We start from the raw sequence: 15,754 nt of genomic DNA, 5'->3' as shown, positions 1-15,754 counted from the left end.
AATTCTCCTCTCATCAGGCTATTCCGGCTGTCGTTCCTTTGTGAAACGAGGTGGAAGAGGAAGCGTGACCCGAACGGTCGTTCCGATACCTTGCTCGCTCTGCACGGCGAGTCCGTATGCTTCACCATGCATCAGGACGAGACGATGATGCACGTTCGCGATGCCGATGCCTTTGCGCTTCGTGCTGTCGACTATTCTTGGCATGCTCGGATTGCCGCTGTCTGGCTGCTGTCCTAGAGCCGCTTGCAGCTGTGCCAGCGCGAGCGGATCGATACCGACGCCATTGTCGGCGATTGTGATCTGAAGTCGTTGTCCTTCAGCCTCTGCATAGACTTGCAGCAGGCCGGGGTGAAGCGCAGGCTCTAGCCCATGCTTCACCGCATTCTCGATAATTGGTTGCAGCGTCATCTTCGGTATTTGTACATCCATGAATTCCGGCTTGACCTCGATATCCGCGGTTAGACGATCTTCCAGCCGGGCTTCGATAATTGTCAAATAATGCCGGATCATTTCAAGCTCTTCTCCAAGTGTGGAGTTAGAATGCTCATCCCAGTTACTGCTGTAACGGAACATATACGACAGCGACAAGACGATCCGGGATAAGCGATCATTTCCTTGCTCGTCCATCATCCAGTAGATCATATCCAGCGTATTATATAGAAAATGTGGATTGACCTGCGACTGCAGTGCTTGCAGCTGTGCCTGCTTCTCCCTTGCCGACGATTCTTTCTCCCGTTCAATGAGATCATTCATTCGGTGCACCATATGATTAAATGAAGAGACTAGAATGTCGGTTTCCTCATAGGATGACTTCGTATGAACGGAGCCGCGGAAATTCCCGTTCTCCACCTGACGCATCTGCTGCACAATCCGCTTTAGCGGCAGGGAGATGGTACGGGCAATGAAGCTGGCGATCGCAATAGAGACGAGCAGCAGAATGGAGAGCACGAGCACAAAATAATGCTGCGTCTGATTAAATTCGACGTTCAGGTTACGGTTCGGCGTTCGACTTATAAATGTCCAATTATACTTGTCTGCTATCGAGGCAACAACGAGTTCATTCGGTCGCTGGTCGAATACGATTTCGTTATCCTGAAGCGTCCCGTTCAAAGTGAGCAGCAGCTCCAAAGCATCCATGCTCGTCAGCGTGCTCGTCATGCCGATGTAGTCGCTTGAATCGTAGACTTCGCTTGCGGCAGTATGAGCCGTCATCGCAGATAGGCTCTGCTTTTCGGCCTCGTCAGCATGGAAGCTCCATGGGACGTTGGCTGCCTCAGATGGGTCATCGGAAGCCAGCATTCTGCCGTCATCGGCCAGGATGAAGGCGTCACCGTCCGGACCTAGGCGCATATTGATGAGCGCCGAGGTAACTTGATCTGCCTTCATCTGAATAAGGAGAACGCCGATTGGCTTATGCTCAAGAAGATCATACATTAACCGACCATATGCGAATACAGGTGCTTCAATGGTCTGATCGGTAAGCGAATGCTTGAATAGCCCCAGCCATACGATGCCGCCGTCCGATTTCTTGAGCCGGTTGTACCACTCACGGCTTGTGAAGTTAGGCTCAACGGCGTTCGGATAATTACCGTAAGTATAAGTTGCACCGGAATTTGTAAAGATGTGAATCGATACAATGTCATTGCGGGAGTAAAACTGATTGCCTAGTATATTCGTAATCGAGCGTTCATTAATGACAGCAAGCGCAGGATTGTCGGGTTGATTGTCAATCATACGGAGCAGGTCGGCGTTAGTCGCTAGCGATTTGGATAAGCCGTTATAGCTGTCCAGCAGCAGGTCGTAGACGCGCATCGTCTGCCGCACGTTCTTCTCTGCAATTTCGTTTACTTTATCGTGATACTGCTCCGTAGCACGTTGGTAATAAAGGTACGTTACGATAGAGAGCAGCCCGATCATGCTGATGATGAGCAGGATAAACAATCGGTTCCGGATCGAACGAAAGCTGCGAAACACGCGCAACATGAAGATAGCCCCCGCTTTTTTTTAACAGATGATGACATACGCCTTCTATCATACCACATTATTAAAATGTTCCGTTAAGCTGAGAAATAGGGAAAATAAAACAAGCCTTTGACCCCAAGAGGCTTCAAAGGCTTGTTGAGCAGGAATATGAGAAGGAGCGGTTGGCAATTAGCCTTTGACAGCTCCTGCAACCATACCTTTCGTAATTTTCTCTGACAATAGGAAATACATGACGATGACTGGCAGGGCACCAAGCACCAAATACGCACCGATAGCTCCGTAGTTGGACGAATATTGGCTGACGAAGCTGTTAACCCCGAACGGGAGCGTTTTATACTTCGCGGACGAGATGAAGGTTGCAGCCAGAATGTATTCGTTCCAGATGTTGATGAACGTCAGGATACATACCGTTACGATCGGCGGAATCGAGATCGGGAGAATAATGCTCCGGAACGTCTTGAATACGCTAGCCCCGTCCATATGAGCGGATTCCTCGATCTCATGAGGAATCGTGCGCATGAAGCCGCTTAGAATGAATACGGCGATCGGCGTTTGGTACGCGATGTAAGGCAGAATGATCGACCAGCGTGTGCCCATTAAGCCAGGAATGTTCTTGAAGATCATCATGATTGGCAGCAGGGTTGCCTGTACAGGGATCATCATCCCCATCAGGAAGATGAGCATGACGACCGGTCCCAGTTTCCATTTGAAACGAGTAATGGCGTAAGAGGCCATGCTGGCAAGAACGATAACGCATGTCATCGTGACGACGGTGACAAATACGCTGTTATAGAGATACTGCCAGTAGTTCGCCTCGATCGCTTGCTTGTAGTTTTCCCATTGCAGCGATTTAGGGAGAGCAAAGAACTTGCCGGACAATATTTCTTCATTCGTCTTAAGTGAGTATAGAATGAGCCATAGCAAAGGGTACAGCTGCGTGACGAGCAGAATGCCGAGCAGCGTGAACACTGAAATACGAGCGATTGGTACCCGCTTGCGTGCCGGCACGGTTACGGCGGCCGCTGGCGAAGTAAGCGCCTGATTCATAAGTCATAAACTCCTTTCGCGTTACATTCGGCAGCGTACCTAGCCGATTTTTTTCTCGATCTTGGCAAACGCCGTATTGATGATAACCGTTGCGACAAGACATACGATAACGAGAATAATTGCGATCGCGCTGCCATAGCCGAATTTCGACGACAGGAACGACATGTTGTACATGTGGGTTGCGATAACGTCTGTTGCGTGAGCAGGACCACCGCCCGTCATGACCATGATCATGTCGAAGGATTGCAGCGAGCCGATGAAAGCAAGAATAATTGATATTTTGAATATCGGGACGACCAGCGGGAACGTAATGTACCAATCCGCTTTGAAGCCATCTGCTCCGTCGATTTTGGCCGCCTCGTAGATTTCAGTAGGGATGTTGGAGATACCTGTGTACTGAATGAGTAAGTGATAACCAAGGTACTGCCATAAAGCAACAAAATAAAGAGCGTACATGGCGAAATCCGGTTCGGTAAGCCACGAATGAGTCCAGCTGTGCAGCCCGAGGCTGTCAAGCGTCTGGTTAATCATACCGCCAAGCGATGCAGGGTTATAAATTGTTTTCCATAGTTGACCAATAATGACGACAGACAAAATGACAGGAACGAAATACGCGGAAACAAAGAAATTTGGTTTACGTACATAACGGTTCAGCAGCGTTGCAACGAGAAGCGCGATCGGAATCTCCAGCATGGAGAACAGGGCAAACATTAGCGTGTGGCGGACAGCAGGCCAGAACACTTTGTCGTGATACAGTAGATCTACATAGTTGTCGAGACCGATATACTTCTTAACGCCGATGCCGTTCCAGTCGAACGTACTCGTGTACATACTGTAGAAGATTGGAACGAATACGAGGCAGACGTACAGCAGTAGACATGGAAGCACGAATATTGCAATTGTCCGTGCAGGCACCTTGAGCGCATTCATTAAGCTCGCCTCCTTAAATCTTGAAAGATGTGCTGTGATTCATCTTGTGTTGACTCTTTAGATAGAAGAAAGGGAGCGACAGGGTCGCTCCCTTTCGCGTAAACTAGCGAATCGGATCGAACAAATCCAATGGTGAAGCGAAATTACTTATTCGATTCGTAAGCGGCTTGATGCTCTTTGCCTACCGAAGCAGAATCAACTTTTTGAACGAACAGGTTCTGGATGCTCGTCAAGTGAATTTGCGACGTTGCAGGGTTCATCGTGTTGTCGAACGACAGGTCGCCGCCTTTAACTGCACTCTTCATGTTGGCAATTTCAATTTGGAGCGGGGAGTAGCCTGCTGCCGCGAGATCGCCATCAACTTTCTGAGCAACGGTGAGTGCATTCTTCTCTTCGAACGATACTTTCGGATATTGCAGCATGAAGTAGTTCAGGAAGTCCTTCGTTTCTTCGAGATGCTTGCTGTTCGCCGACACTGCGAAGCCGGAGCCTGGGGCAAGCATGTACTCGTCTAGGTCGCCTTTGCCGTTAACCGTAGGGAACTTGAATACGCCTGCGTCCGGACCGATCTCGGATTGGTCAACTGCACCTGCTGACCATGTGCCCATGTAGTACATAGCCGCTTTGCCCGTTTTGAACAGGTTCTCTGCCGCATTGTAGTCCATCGACGTTGCGCCGTCTTGGAATGCGCCGGCTTGAACGAGCTGTTGGAATGCGTCTACCGCTTCCGTGAATGCTGGATCGTTGAAGTCTTTCGTACCGTCTACGACGGATTGCAGGAAGCCAGGACCATTCGTGCGGAGCAGGATGTTCATGAACAGGAATGAACCAGTCCAAGTATCTTTCTCACCTGCTACGATTGGCGTAATGCCTTTGTCCTTCAAGAGCTTAACGTCTGCAAGCAGCTCGTCGAATGTTGTTGGAGCTGCCGCGATGCCTGCTTCAGTAAACAGCTTCTTGTTGTAGAACATGACGCCGATGTTGTTGCCATCTGGCAGTGCGTATACGTTGTCGTTGAAGCTGTACCAGTCGAGGATACCTTCTTGGAACGTATCTCTCAGTCCGTTCTTATCCAGAACGTCGTTTAGCGGTGCGAACAGGCCAGCGTCAACATAATCCTTCATTTGTGCTGCCGGGTTCACGATCGTGATGTCTGGTACTTCCTTGGAAGCGGCCTGTGTTTTCAGCTTCGCTTTCTGCTGGTCCGTGTTGAGTGAGTCGAGCTCGATCTTCACGTTCGGATGCTCAGCCATGTATTGTTTAACGATTTTGTCCATGACCTTCGCTGATGGCGTCGATGGATCGGGATAAATGTTTTGGAAGGTAATAGTAACCTTCTTATCCTTGGTCGTATCCGCCGATGCACCGCCGTTGGACGTATTGTCATTATCTTTCGAATCGCTGCCGCATGCTGCGAGTGACATTGTCAGTGCACCTGCAAGTGCGATGCTCATCCACTTCGTACTTTTGCGCATGGTATTGATTCCCCCTTATTTGGTGTGTCTTCATTATGCCCTCTCCGCCATCTAGTGAACAATGTGCGAACTTAGGAATATAGGTTTGTATTTTTAAGGTTGTGTAGGTCGACAGCCCTGTATGAGGCTCGAATCTTCTGTAGAAGTAGAAATTTATCGAACCTTCAGAACGGTGTAACTAGGGGGGACTAAAAAAGGCTGGACGGAAAACAAGAGGCTTGTTTTCTGTCCAACCTTGCAACGAAGCTAAATTTCTGCACCTATACCATGCAGACTTTCCGGCCCGCCCTAGTATTCTAATCCATCTCGTAGATGGAGCCCGTCTTGCTGGCATACAGCTCATTATATACTTTGGATGCGTAGGAATCGGTCATGCCCGAGATGTAATCCGCGATGAAACGCGGCCATTGCCAATGCGACTTGTGGCGTTCGAAGCTTTCTGTCCAGTCTGGCGGCAGAATGAGCCGTCCTCGATCCGGATCACAGAAGCTTTCCCACAGCCGACGGATCATAATTTCACTGCGCATTTGCAGCCGTTGAACGCGGAAGTCTTTAATAAGCGTTACCCATGCAAGCTTCTTTAAGATCTCCATCGTTCGCAGCAGCTCGAGATCCTCCCCGCCTTCGCGGACGATCGTGACTCGCTTCCACCCTTTGGCGGTATCGTCGATAATACCGACGCGACCAGCGAAGGTGCTTACCCAGCGGGCTTTCATCTCGCGGCGGGTGCGGGACGATTCCCGGTCACATTGAATGTACAGTGCTTCCCACTGCTCTAGGTATTCATCCATGGCGCGGCGGCACATCGCTCTCATATCGACCTCATTCCAGCGAAGATTGCCGTTTCCTTGGTCGGATGTAATCTCGTGAATGAGCTGGTCAATAAGACGATCGTCCTCAAAAAATGTCCGGTTCATTTGGATTTTCCCGGCGCGAATGCCGTCTTCGATATCGTGTGTCGAATAGGCGATATCGTCGCACAGGTCCATCAGCTGAGCTTCCAGTGTGGAGCATTCCTTAGGCATCCCCCACAGCTCGCGGATGTGGTTGATTCGGGCCCATTCCTCGCGGTAGACGCCCTTGAAACGGCCAGGATCGTCGAGGCAGTAAGGATATTTGTTCACGCCAAGCAGGACGGAGGCGGTTAGATCCAGTCCGCTGCCGCTGCCTGCCCGTTTCTCCAGAAACATTAAGATGCGGAAGTTTTGTGCGTTGCCTTCATATTTCATGCCGTATTCTTCGAAGAGCAGCTGATTCAATACTTCCTCCCCTTTGTGGCCAAAAGGCGGATGGCCGAAATCGTGCGCCAGCGAAGCGCATTCGACCACGGTCGGATCAAGCAGCAGTCCCGGATGCTCGCGCTTGGCAATGAAAGGATACTGCTTGCCAAGCCGACCCGCTACTTCTCGCGCAATCTGGGCAACCTCGAGCGAATGCGTCAGGCGCGTACGGTAATAATCGCCGGAGCCGGCCCCGAATACTTGCGATTTGCCCTGCAATCTGCGAAAAGCCGGGGATTGAATTAGCCGGGCATAGTCTCGTTCATATTCTTCTCTCTCTTCGCTGAACGTGCCGATCGCCGGTTCGTCCAGCCGCATTTTACGCAAATCCATTAGGCTTCGCCTCCTATTCCGAACCGTGTCGCGGCCTATGCATGTCGATGAACTCGTTGTTCATTTACTCTATGTCATTATTCATTACATTGTCAAAGGGGCATTCGAACGAAATCCGAACGATCGTAAGCGCAGCTCCTGACTCGGACTGCTGCGGTTAAGGTGTAGCATGTCATGAATGATAGAATTTTATAAGGCTAACCGTTCCGCTGTCGATCGGATGACCTGACATGAATAGGCAAACCGTGCTTGCTCTGTAGGCGTTAGATTAAGTTCGACCAGCTCCGCGATGCCTTGACGTGTCAGAATGGCAGGGACGCCTGCGCAGACATTGCGCTCACCGTACTCTCCTTCCAATACGGCGGATACGGCTGTAATGTTGAAGTCGTCATTAAGTATCGACCGTATGATATGTGCAATTGCATTGGCAATGCCGTAATGAGTCGAGCCTTTATGCTGCAGGATCTCCCAACCGGCATTACGCGTCTTCTTCTCAATGTCATCCAGATTGAGCTGGCTAAACCGCTGCGGATGCTGGGCGAGGATGTCCAGAATCGGCTTGCTGCCGACCGTAACGTGCGACCAAGCTGCGAATTGGGACTCCCCGTGCTCGCCCAGGACGTAGCCGCTCACGCTGCGTGGATCGACGGGCAAATACTCGGACAGCAGTGTCTTCAGACGGGAGGAGTCGATGGAGGTGCCGGTGCCGATCACCCGCTGACGCGGCAGTCCTGACAGTTTCCATACGATATAGGTGACGACATCGACAGGATTGGCTGCCGTAACCAATATGCCGTTGAATCCGCTCGCTATTAATGAAGGGATAATAGGCTGATAGATGGCGAAGGCTATGTCTGCCATATCCAGCCGCGTGCCTCCCGGCTTAGGGTAGGTGCCTGCGCACAATACTGCGATGTCAGCGTCTGCGCAATCTGCATAGGTGCCGGCGAATATTTTGGTACGGGTATAGGTGAAATCCATGCAGTGCGACAGATCAAGCGCTTGAGCATGAGCGCGCTGTGGTGTGCGGTCAATCAGAACGATCTCGTCACATATGGATTGGTTAATAAGCGAATAGGCGCAGCTGGCGCCTACATGGCCGACTCCGACAATGGCAACTTTGCGTGCTTTGCTTCCCATCTGCAATTCCCCGCTCTCTGGCTGCTATATAGCAGTATATGAAAGGAAGCGGCATAATTGTTATAGAAGTGTTATAAAAAATTACACTATTCAGACATAATAGCGAGGGACGAACATAGAGATGACAAAGGGTGGACGAGCTCCGGGGAGTGTTACGAAGAATTTGCAATTGGCAGTGATGGACAATTTTGCAGCAAGCAAGCATTGAATATGATCAGCCGAAAGAGTAGGATAGGGAGGTGTAAGCCCATTCATCTTCCGATGAACAACGTTGTTCGGCGCGCATCCGCGTGCACATCATAATGTAAGAAAGGGCGGTATCGCACTTTTATGAAGCCTTTTATGAATGAACATTTTCTGCTGCACACGGAGACGGCGGTTCGTCTTTATGAACAGACCGCGAAGGAGCTCCCAATCATCGATTATCACTGCCATCTCAGCCCGCAGGAAATTTACGAGAACAAGAAGTTCCGTAATCTGACTGACGCATGGCTGTCCGGTGATCATTACAAATGGCGTGCTATGCGTGCCAATGGCGTGGAGGAGAGCTTGATTACAGGCGGAGCAGACGACTATGAACGATTCATGGCGTTCGCACGCACGGTGCCGATGGCGATCGGCAATCCGCTATATCATTGGTCGCATCTGGAGCTTCAACGCTACTTCGGGGTGTACGACTGGATTAACGAACGCAATGCCCCGTCGATCTGGGAGCGCGTCAATACGCAGCTCGGTGATGAAGGCTACGGCGCACGCGATTTTATCCGCAAATCGAACGTCAAAGTGATCTGTACGACGGACGATCCGATCGACTCGTTGGAATGGCATATTAAATTGAAGCAGGACGAAACGTTCCAGGATGTAAAGGTACTGCCTTCATTCCGTCCGGACAGGGCAATTGAAGTAAACCGCGACGGCTTCGCCGAATATGTCGGCAAGCTTGCAGAGGTAAGCGGCAAGCCGATATCTTCTTATGACGATCTGCTGTCTGCTCTGGATGACCGGATTAATTTCTTCCACGAGGTCGGCTGCCGCGTAGCGGATCTTGCGCTCGATGTGATGATGTATGCCGATGCGACGAAGGAAGAAGTCGCAGCGATATTCGCAGCCGCAATGCGTGGAGAGAAGGTTGACGCAGAAGCGGAAGCGAAATTCAAAACGTTCACTCTCGTTCATGTCGGAAGTCGATATGCAGAGTATGGCTGGGCAAGCCAATTCCATATCAATGCAAACCGTAACAACAATAAACGTGCGTTCCGTGAGCTCGGGCCCGACACCGGCTTCGATTCCATTAATGACAGCCCGGTTGCTTATGCGCTGACGAAGCTGTTGAGCGCGCTTGATGATAATAACAAGCTGCCGAAGACGATTCTCTATTCGCTCAATCCGAACGATTACAACGCCATCGGCACCATTATGGGCAGCTTCCAAGGCGGCGGCACGCCAGGCAAAATTCAATTCGGCTCCGCTTGGTGGTTCAACGATACGAAGGACGGAATGCTGGCCCAGATGAATGCACTTGCGAACTTCGGACTGCTGAGCCGGTTCGTCGGAATGCTGACCGATTCACGCAGCTTCTTGTCGTATACGCGTCACGAATATTTCCGCCGCATTCTATGCAATCTAATTGGACAGTGGGTGGAGGACGGCGAAGTGCCAAACGACGATGAACTGCTTACGAGCATCGTCCGCGGTATTTGCTATGAGAATGCGAAGCAGTATTTCGGTTTCTAATAGCGGTTGAAGAGAATAAAGTGTGCTAAAGTCCCAGATTTTCAGTATCGTACAGGACGGTCTGTAACTTTTGTCGGAAAATTGATCAATTTTTGAACAAAATATGAACATTTCTTCCTCATTTGTGGTATACTATAAATGTAAACACTTACACTTACAAAACAAATTGAGGAGCGTGTTCAGCCATGACGACGAAGACGACATCAATTACGAGCAAGCTAATGAATGAACGCGGATTCCGGCCGCTCGTATGGATTATGACGATCGCCGCATGGGCCGCTTTGACGATTGGCGTTGTGTTGTGCTTGATGTACTTGCAGCCGTTCAACGACCGTAACTGGGGATTGATGATCGGTATTGGATTTCTGGTCGGCAGCGTACACATCTATGTCATCCGTACTGCAATACATCTTGTTAACACAAGACGGGAGCAATCGGATAACAGAGATACTCGCAGCGACCAATAACGACATATTCATTCACAATTGTATAGAAATTGATATAACCCCTCTTCGGAGGGGTTTTTTGTTGTCACAAATGTAGATAATAGCACTTGTCTTATATGACGGACGATAGATGTTTGAACTCCATATGCAGTTTTGAATTACATTTAATGTATATTTTTCATACAAAAAAAGTGATAATACGGCCCTTCATCTGCATGAGAAGGAAGACTTAACCTTCTCCGTGTCGATATCGTGAACTTTGTTTTACAGATTGGAGAATAATAATTGACGTATTTGCAAACAGGGGCGTAATCCGAGAAGTGATCTGGTATCGTATGAATAGCAATTTGTGAATGACTCGGATATGACCTCCGGACGGAGGCGTTCGGGTGGGACGAAGGAGATGAAGAAGAACATGCGATCGAAACTAACCAAGTATGGAATCGGCCTGCTCATGCTCATCATGACCGTACTGCTGTCAGGCTGCAGCTCATCGATGGTTATGGATCCAAAGGGCCCGATCGGTGAGGAGCAACGGGATCTGATCATCATTTCATCGATTCTGTGTGCAGTCATACTTGTGCCGGTTATCATCTTGACGGCATGGATTGTATGGCGATACCGGGATAAACCAGGCAATAAGGCTCCTTATATGCCGGTCTGGTCGCACAATACGAAGGCGGAAATTACGTGGTGGGCGATTCCAATCGTAGTCATCGGCATTCTAGCAGTTATAACGGTCAAGTATACGTATTCGCTGGAGCCATCAAAACCGCTGAAATCGGATAAAGAGCCGCTCGTTATTCAAGCGACGTCGCTTGACTGGAAATGGCTGTTCACGTATCCGGAGGAAGGCATTGCAACGGTCAACTATATCAAGATTCCAGAGGATCGGCCGATCAAGTTCGAATTGACGTCGGATGCACCGATGAACTCGTTCTGGATCCCACAGCTTGGCGGACAGATGTATACGATGTCCGGTATGAACATGACGCTGTACCTGCAAGCGGATGAACAAGGCAGCTACTATGGCTCGGGAGCGAACTTCAGTGGTCCGAACTTTGCGGACATGAAATTCCAAGTTGATGCAACAAGCGACGAAGATTTCAACAACTGGGTATCGGAAGTTAAGGCGGGCCCTACGGCATTGACGCTGGAAGGCTACGAGCAGCTTGCAGAGCCAAGCTCTTCGGCTGTACAGACGTTCAACTCCTTCCCAGAAGGCTTGTTCGATAAAATCGTTAACAAATATGTTGTCGACGAAGGCCATCAGCATGGCGGCGACAACAATAAGGAAGAATAGCAGCAACTTAGTACTATTAATCTAAAAGGATTACGAAAGGAGGCAGCAACTATGTGGGGGAACTTAGAAAGTTTCTCGGATTTCTTCGTAACCGGTGACCCGATGATTCTCGGGGCACAGGTCAGCATAGTGCTTGCCATGGTGGCGATCGTACTCGTCCTTACGATCTTCAAGAAGTGGGGATGGCTCTGGCGTGAATGGTTGACTACAGTCGATCATAAGCGCGTCGGCATCATGTATATTATTTCTTCGATTCTAATGTTGTTCCGTGGCGGCGTCGATGCGCTGCTTATGCGGGTGCAGCTGGCAGTGCCAGGAGCTGACTTCCTGCATGCCGAGCACTACAACGCGATCTTTACGACACACGGCGTTATTATGATTCTGTTCATGGCGATGCCGCTCATGTTCGGTTTGTTCAATATCGCAGTACCGCTGCAGATTGGTGCGCGTGACGTCGCGTATCCGTTCTTGAACGCACTCAGCTTCTGGCTGTTCTTCTTCGGCGCGATGCTGTTCAACGTCTCGTTCGTTATCGGCGGCTCGCCGGATGCCGGCTGGCTTGCTTATCCGCCGCTTTCGGAGCTGTCGCACAGCCCAGGCGTCGGTCAGAACTTTTATATTTGGGGTATTCAGATTTCCGGTATCGGCTCGCTGGCGACAGGTATTAACTTCGTCGTAACGATTCTGAAAATGCGTGCTCCAGGTATGAAGCTGATGAAGATGCCGCTATTCACGTGGTCGGTATTGTCCAGCTGTATTATGATTCTGTTTGCTTTCCCAATTCTGACGGTGTCGATGGCGCTCTTGTTCCTGGATCGTTATCTGGGCGCTCACTTCTTCACGCTTGATGCGGGCGGCAACCCGATGATGTACATCAACTTGATCTGGATGTGGGGACATCCAGAGGTTTATATCGTCGTCGTACCGGCATTTGGTATTTTCTCCGAGGTCGTGGCGACATTCTCCCGTAAAAAATTGTTCGGCTATACCTCCATGGTGTTCGCCATGATCGGTATCGCTGTGATGTCTTTCTTCACATGGGCTCACCACTTCTTCACGATGGGCTCGGGCGCGGACGTCAATGCGTTCTTCGCCGTATCAACAATGGTTATAGCTATACCAACTGGTGTTAAAGTATTCAACTGGCTGTTCACGATGTTCCGTGGCCGTATCCGGTTTACAACTCCGATGATGTGGGCGATTGCATTCATTCCGTGCTTCGTCATCGGCGGTATGACGGGCGTGCTGCTCTCGGTTGCACCAGCGGACTTCCAGTTCCATAACAGCTACTTCCTGATTGCGCACTTCCACCAAGTGCTCATCGGTGGTGTTGCGTTCGGTTATTTCGCAGGTCTGTATTATTGGTGGCCAAAAATGTTCGGCTTCGCACTCAACGAGCATCTGGGCAAATGGGCGTTCTGGCTGTGGAACATCGGCTTCTACGTCTGCTTCATGCCGCAGTACTTCTTGGGTCTCGACGGTATGACCCGCCGCCTGTATACGTATGACTTCGATATGGGCTGGGGACCGCTCAACATGGTCTCGACAATCGGTGGTTTCTTGATGGGGGCAGGCTTCCTGTTCCAAGTATGGCAAATCGCGCACAGCATTCGGTTCTTCAAGAAGGCCAAAGGCGACCATTGGGATGCACGCACACTCGAATGGTCCATTCCGTCGCCTGCGCCGCTGTATAACTTTGCAACTGAGCCGGTCGTTCATGATGTGGACGATTGGTGGGAAACGAAGCAGAAGCTGGCTAGAGGTGAGAAATTGCCTCCTAAACCGGCACTGCAGCCGATTCATATGCCGAAAAACTCTGCGATTCCGTTCATTATGTCGATCTTCTGGTTCGGCGCAGGCTTCGGCTTCGTGTGGGATTGGACATGGATGGTTATTCCGTCGCTAGTCGGCGTAGCCGTCTGTATGATTGCCCGCTCGTTCACGTATGATGACGATTATTACATCCCAGTGGATGAGATCGAACGTACGGAAAAAGCGGCAGCATTGAAGGAGGCAGCGATCTAATGGCAAAAACAGCCTCGCATCATGCGGGTGGTCATGGTCATGAGCATGGGCATCATGATCTAGAGTCACTCAAAACGTTTGGTTTCTGGATATTCCTGATGACAGACGTCATCATCTTCGGCTGTCTGTTCGCTACCTATATCGTCCTGAAAGACAATACGGCTGGCGGCCCAACGGCTGAAGAGCTGTTCAATATGTCGGGCGTTATCGCTGAGACGTTCATCCTGCTGACGAGCTCGTTCACGAGCGGGCTCGCCGTGCTGGCTATGCATGCTGGCAAGAAGAAAGCGCTGATTGGTTGGCTCGCGGTAACGGCTATTCTCGGCGCTTCGTTTATCGGCCTTGAGCTTTATGAATTTGCAGAGATGGTACACGAAGGCGCAACGATTGCAACAAGCGGCTTCCTGTCCGGCTTCTTCACGCTCGTCGGCACACACGGTCTGCACGTCTCGATCGGTCTGGTCTGGATGGTTGGGCTGATGATTCAATTGAGCAAACGCAGCATTACGCCAGTTACGAAGCGCAAAGTCGAAGTGCTCAGCCTGTACTGGCACTTCCTCGACGTCGTATGGATTTTCGTCCTGACGGTCGTCTATCTGATGGGGGTGATGTAAGATGGCGCAATCAACGCATTCACACGGCCAGCACGGTCATGGCGGCCATGAAGGCGGGCATGGCTCGCTGAAATCTTACGTAATTGGTTTTCTCCTGTCGATCGTCCTGACGATCATTCCACTCGTCGTCGTTATGAACGATATGATGAGCAAGACGGGCACGATCGTACTCATTCTGATCCTTGCCGTCCTGCAGTTCGTCGTACAGCTATGGTTCTTCATGCACTTGAAGGAAGGCGAGAACTCGAAATGGAATATCACTGCGCTGTTATTCGCGGTGCTCATTCTATTCTGTATCGTCGCCGGCTCGATCTGGATTATGGCTTATAACAAGGTTGCGGTTTAACACCGTCCTATAACAAGAAGCCGCTCTGGAAGCCTCATCATGAGGCAGACCAGGGCGGCTTCTTGCTTCTTGATAGCATAGCTCGCAGGCATATGTAGACAGGCCTTGTCTAATTGTTAATTGCTCACGATGGGGGCTAGTGGTATGCTGAGTCGGTCGCGGTCAGCTGGAAGCGCAGGATTGAAGAAGAGATCCCCAATAGGAAGCTGAAAATAGTCTGAGAGCTTGCGAATCGTCTCTGCTCGCGGAGAGTAACGTCCCGTCTCAATCTGCGACAGAGAAGCCCGGTCTATACCGAGTGCATCGGCTAATTGCTGCTGAGTAATGCCGCGAAGCTTGCGAATTCGGGATATACGGTTCCCGATTACTGCAGGTGGAGCCATTGAGATCACCGCCATTGAAAGAATGAATAAACAACAATTACATAAATGTCCATGTAAATATTATACAGCAAAATGTGTTGAATTACAACACAGTTGTTTCGGGAATATTCACACGTTTGGCGAAAATGATTGTGTTTTGCAATACGAAACAAGTAAGATGGTATCGGGTGATTATGGAAATGGACAGGGAATGGACGGATAAAGAGCGGCTTGGTCTTACGATTCGAAGGCTTCGCTTAACGAACAATTTGTCGTTGCGTGACCTGGCAGAAAAATCTGGAATTAGCTATTCGTTCATCAGTTCAATAGAGAAGGGGCGGTTCTCTCCATCACGGGAGACGGTCGTCGCGCTCGGCCAAGCACTAGGCGGCGCCGACTTGAACGAACTGCTAATCCTGGCGGGGTATGCGCCTATATCGGGGCTTGTGAAAGAAGAAAGCGAGCTGTATGAACCTGAGGTTCAGTTCATTCTGCGAGCGAAGCGAGAGATGAAGCCGAAAGCGTTCAGGACGCTGATGCGAATCGTTGAACAGACGAAGAAAGCTTTGGAAGACGAATAAGGGTCGTTCCTCTTTGGCACAATGTTTACTGCTAAGGAGAGACGACCCTTTTGTCTATCGGTTTGTGGCTTTGTTGTTCAACAGATATTCATTCTTCCTGTGACTGCAATCACACAGGATGATTCCGACATAGCGGTATACTCGAGGAGGATCGA

At 50.2% G+C, this 15,754-nt stretch carries 14 protein-coding genes; 7 read left to right on the top strand and 7 right to left on the bottom strand.

All coding sequences use genetic code 11. From position 1 onward, the window contains the following. Window positions 1-18: 18 nt before the first annotated feature. The 6 genes from PXY01_RS08455 to PXY01_RS08430 form a co-directional block, all read right to left on the bottom strand. Entirely contained in the window at window positions 19-1,983 is a 1,965-nt protein-coding gene (locus PXY01_RS08455; RefSeq protein WP_246027841.1) for a cache domain-containing sensor histidine kinase, read from the bottom strand. Between the two features lie 168 nt (window positions 1,984-2,151). Further along, window positions 2,152-3,030, bottom strand: coding sequence for a carbohydrate ABC transporter permease (locus PXY01_RS08450; protein ID WP_127569259.1), 879 nt, complete (start codon window positions 3,028-3,030; stop codon window positions 2,152-2,154). Window positions 3,031-3,069: 39 nt separating this feature from the next. Further along, a complete protein-coding gene (locus PXY01_RS08445; protein WP_127569257.1) occupies window positions 3,070-3,960 on the bottom strand; it encodes a carbohydrate ABC transporter permease in 891 nt (296 codons plus the stop codon). Window positions 3,961-4,103: 143 nt separating this feature from the next. Continuing rightward, window positions 4,104-5,435 (bottom strand): extracellular solute-binding protein, encoded by a 1,332-nt coding sequence (locus PXY01_RS08440; RefSeq protein WP_127569255.1) that lies wholly within the window; start codon window positions 5,433-5,435, stop codon window positions 4,104-4,106. 296 nt (window positions 5,436-5,731) lie between these two features. After that, a complete protein-coding gene (locus PXY01_RS08435; RefSeq protein ID WP_127569253.1) occupies window positions 5,732-7,048 on the bottom strand; it encodes a deoxyguanosinetriphosphate triphosphohydrolase family protein in 1,317 nt (438 codons plus the stop codon). Window positions 7,049-7,237: 189 nt separating this feature from the next. Next, window positions 7,238-8,188, bottom strand: a complete 951-nt coding sequence (locus PXY01_RS08430; protein ID WP_127569251.1) for an L-lactate dehydrogenase — start codon at window positions 8,186-8,188, stop codon at window positions 7,238-7,240. 330 nt (window positions 8,189-8,518) lie between these two features. On the opposite strand from PXY01_RS08430, the gene uxaC reads away from it, so the two are divergent. The 6 genes from uxaC (at window position 8,519) to cyoD (ending at window position 14,656) form a co-directional block, all read left to right on the top strand. Then, a complete protein-coding gene (gene uxaC, locus PXY01_RS08425; RefSeq protein WP_127569249.1) occupies window positions 8,519-9,922 on the top strand; it encodes a glucuronate isomerase in 1,404 nt (467 codons plus the stop codon). A gap of 185 nt (window positions 9,923-10,107) precedes the next feature. Continuing rightward, on the top strand, window positions 10,108-10,389 hold the full coding sequence (locus PXY01_RS08420) for a hypothetical protein (RefSeq protein WP_127569247.1): 282 nt from the start codon (window positions 10,108-10,110) through the stop codon (window positions 10,387-10,389). Window positions 10,390-10,783: 394 nt separating this feature from the next. Further along, window positions 10,784-11,671 carry a ubiquinol oxidase subunit II gene (gene cyoA / locus PXY01_RS08415; RefSeq protein WP_127569245.1) on the top strand — a complete coding sequence of 296 codons (888 nt, stop codon included), beginning with the start codon at window positions 10,784-10,786 and terminating at the stop codon, window positions 11,669-11,671. A 51-nt stretch (window positions 11,672-11,722) separates the two neighbouring features. After that, the gene (locus PXY01_RS08410) at window positions 11,723-13,696 is read left to right on the top strand and encodes a cbb3-type cytochrome c oxidase subunit I (protein ID WP_127569243.1); all 1,974 of its coding nucleotides are present in this window, start codon (window positions 11,723-11,725) and stop codon (window positions 13,694-13,696) included. Further along, window positions 13,696-14,310: a cytochrome o ubiquinol oxidase subunit III gene (gene cyoC, locus PXY01_RS08405; protein ID WP_127569241.1), complete on the top strand. Its 615-nt coding sequence runs from the start codon at window positions 13,696-13,698 to the stop codon at window positions 14,308-14,310. The genes PXY01_RS08410 and cyoC overlap by 1 nt, the downstream gene beginning before the upstream one ends. A 1-nt stretch (window position 14,311) precedes the next feature. Further along, window positions 14,312-14,656 (top strand): cytochrome o ubiquinol oxidase subunit IV, encoded by a 345-nt coding sequence (gene cyoD / locus PXY01_RS08400; RefSeq protein WP_127569239.1) that lies wholly within the window; start codon window positions 14,312-14,314, stop codon window positions 14,654-14,656. Between the two features lie 116 nt (window positions 14,657-14,772). Here the strand turns inward: cyoD and PXY01_RS08395 are convergent, their stop codons facing one another. Further along, window positions 14,773-15,039, bottom strand: a complete 267-nt coding sequence (locus PXY01_RS08395) for a helix-turn-helix transcriptional regulator (RefSeq protein ID WP_164744345.1) — start codon at window positions 15,037-15,039, stop codon at window positions 14,773-14,775. Window positions 15,040-15,218: 179 nt separating this feature from the next. Here PXY01_RS08395 and PXY01_RS08390 point away from each other — a divergent pair, with 179 nt between their 5' ends. After that, window positions 15,219-15,599: a helix-turn-helix domain-containing protein gene (locus PXY01_RS08390; RefSeq protein WP_164744344.1), complete on the top strand. Its 381-nt coding sequence runs from the start codon at window positions 15,219-15,221 to the stop codon at window positions 15,597-15,599. Window positions 15,600-15,754: the final 155 nt, after the last annotated feature.

Origin of the sequence: Paenibacillus xylaniclasticus, from assembly GCF_004001065.1 — a bacterium.
GTDB classification, from domain to species: domain Bacteria; phylum Bacillota; class Bacilli; order Paenibacillales; family Paenibacillaceae; genus Paenibacillus_T; species Paenibacillus_T xylaniclasticus.
The sequence above is the reverse complement of the archived record's forward strand: the minus strand, read 5'-3'. Positions and strand labels throughout refer to the sequence as shown.

Excerpts from the sequence above, each read along its gene's own strand:
- PXY01_RS08455 (WP_246027841.1), bottom strand. The coding sequence starts at position 1,983 with ATGTTGCGCGTGTTTCGCAGCTTTCGTTCGATCCGGAACCGATTGTTT.
- PXY01_RS08450 (WP_127569259.1), bottom strand. The coding sequence starts at position 3,030 with ATGAATCAGGCGCTTACTTCGCCAGCGGCCGCCGTAACCGTGCCGGCA.
- PXY01_RS08445 (WP_127569257.1), bottom strand. The coding sequence starts at position 3,960 with ATGAATGCGCTCAAGGTGCCTGCACGGACAATTGCAATATTCGTGCTT.
- PXY01_RS08440 (WP_127569255.1), bottom strand. The coding sequence starts at position 5,435 with ATGCGCAAAAGTACGAAGTGGATGAGCATCGCACTTGCAGGTGCACTG.
- PXY01_RS08435 (WP_127569253.1), bottom strand. The coding sequence starts at position 7,048 with ATGGATTTGCGTAAAATGCGGCTGGACGAACCGGCGATCGGCACGTTC.
- PXY01_RS08430 (WP_127569251.1), bottom strand. The coding sequence starts at position 8,188 with ATGGGAAGCAAAGCACGCAAAGTTGCCATTGTCGGAGTCGGCCATGTA.
- uxaC (WP_127569249.1), top strand. The coding sequence starts at position 8,519 with ATGAAGCCTTTTATGAATGAACATTTTCTGCTGCACACGGAGACGGCG.
- PXY01_RS08420 (WP_127569247.1), top strand. The coding sequence starts at position 10,108 with ATGACGACGAAGACGACATCAATTACGAGCAAGCTAATGAATGAACGC.
- cyoA (WP_127569245.1), top strand. The coding sequence starts at position 10,784 with ATGCGATCGAAACTAACCAAGTATGGAATCGGCCTGCTCATGCTCATC.
- PXY01_RS08410 (WP_127569243.1), top strand. The coding sequence starts at position 11,723 with ATGTGGGGGAACTTAGAAAGTTTCTCGGATTTCTTCGTAACCGGTGAC.
- cyoC (WP_127569241.1), top strand. The coding sequence starts at position 13,696 with ATGGCAAAAACAGCCTCGCATCATGCGGGTGGTCATGGTCATGAGCAT.
- cyoD (WP_127569239.1), top strand. The coding sequence starts at position 14,312 with ATGGCGCAATCAACGCATTCACACGGCCAGCACGGTCATGGCGGCCAT.
- PXY01_RS08395 (WP_164744345.1), bottom strand. The coding sequence starts at position 15,039 with ATGGCTCCACCTGCAGTAATCGGGAACCGTATATCCCGAATTCGCAAG.
- PXY01_RS08390 (WP_164744344.1), top strand. The coding sequence starts at position 15,219 with ATGGACAGGGAATGGACGGATAAAGAGCGGCTTGGTCTTACGATTCGA.